Raw genomic sequence first — 1,618 nt, forward strand, 5'->3', positions numbered from 1 at the left:
AATGACGTTGCATATCTTGTGCACCTTGAATCTTGATTATCTATATTTCATATAACCTAAATATTATAAATCCATTAGATCAATAACAAGGCCTTGCTTATCATTATGTTTAATTGGTGACAGTTCATTCGATCCTGATTATGGGATCAATGCAGGAAATAAGCGTAGGAAAGACTTATGGAAACGATAGTAACGAGCATTTTTTTAGTGTTGTTCATTATTTATGAGTGGGCAACGGGCAACTATAAAAAAGGAATTCTGAGTAAAACTGATTATAAGATGATTGCTATTTGCGCGGGGGCTATTGCCTTGATACAACGTCCATTAGTCATGTTAATGGTATTTGGTCTGGCAGGGTTTTGGATGGCGCCTTTAGCGGGATCGTTATCCTTTTTAGATGAACAATATTTTTGGCCAACATTGCTAGCATTCATCATGCTAGAAGAGTTTTTTCATGGTCTGGGCCATTGGTTTGCGCATAGTCGAACACCTAAAACTCGACCAATGCAGTTCCTGCATAAGCTGTTTCGTACCGCACACCGTCCACATCACTTGATCGGCAATGACGATGAGAAAGCTCGTTTAACTGTCGGGCAAAACTTTGTTGAAGGTTGGACATACTGGTTCGTCATGCCAAACATTTGGTTTAGTTTTATTGCCTTGTATTTAGGGTTAACAGAAGTGTTTGTGTACGGCATGATCTTTAAAGGCGTTTGGACGCTACATGTTCATACAAACTGGCAATATGATCTGTATTTCTTGAACCATAAGAATCCTATCGTACGCAAAATTGCTTACGCATTAGCACATGTATTTACTTTTCCGAATCAGCATCACCACCACCATGCACGCGGGCGTAACTCTGGTAAGAATTTGCAAAACGTTTTGTCGCTGTATGACTGGTTGTTCTGGGGAACACGTGTGATCGAGCTTGAGCCGCCAAAGCGGTATGGCTGGCGTCAAACAGAAGAAGAGAAAAATTCAGCCTTATATCGTTTCTCTGGAACTCTACGTTAAGCCTTGTGGTAAACGATAAAACCCGCTCATTGAGCGGGTTTTTTTATGTCTGCGTATTTTTGAACGGGGCATAGCTACCTCAATAACAATCTCTCATCAAAACAAAATCTGTAACATTTTTGGGCTTGCCAGTAATTAAATTTAAACTATATACTGTATGTATATACAGGTGTTTAGTAATGAGTGATTTAATTAATTTAGTCGATGTTTTGCAGCAAAAACGATTGCTATGGCAAGGGCGTGAGCAACCATCAAGCCCCGTATTGGCTTCGTCTGGCTATGCCGTTTTTGATGAGAAATTAGCAGGCGGGTTTCCTGAAACAGGGGTCGTGAGTATTGAAAGTCAGGTAGGCATTGGTGAATTAAGGTTTCTTTCATCAAGGATATTAAAGGAGCAGAGCAAGAATAATGACACGCGTTTATTGGTTTTTATCAATCCCCCTGGCGTGTTATGCGCTGAGTTTTTTCATCATCAAAATTTTGATGTGAGTAAGATCTTATTGATCCAACCTAAGCAAAAAAATGATGCACTTTGGGCCGCAGAACAATGCTTAAAGAGTGGTGCTTGCGATGCTGTGTTGTTATGGCAAAACCAATTTGA

General features: G+C 39.9%; 1 protein-coding gene and 1 pseudogene. Both read left to right on the forward strand.

The window, feature by feature from the left end; genetic code table 11:
* Nucleotides 1–177: 177 nt before the first annotated feature.
* Complete coding sequence (locus tag A3762_RS11105) at nt 178–1,017, forward strand: sterol desaturase family protein (RefSeq protein WP_068501177.1); 840 nt, start codon at nt 178–180, stop codon at nt 1,015–1,017.
* Nucleotides 1,018–1,196: 179 nt separating this feature from the next.
* A pseudogene (locus A3762_RS11110) lies at nt 1,197–1,618 on the forward strand (hypothetical protein); the annotation flags it as partial.

The organism is Oleiphilus sp. HI0125, from assembly GCF_001635355.1.

Excerpts from the sequence above, each read along its gene's own strand:
- A3762_RS11105 (WP_068501177.1), top strand. The coding sequence starts at position 178 with ATGGAAACGATAGTAACGAGCATTTTTTTAGTGTTGTTCATTATTTAT.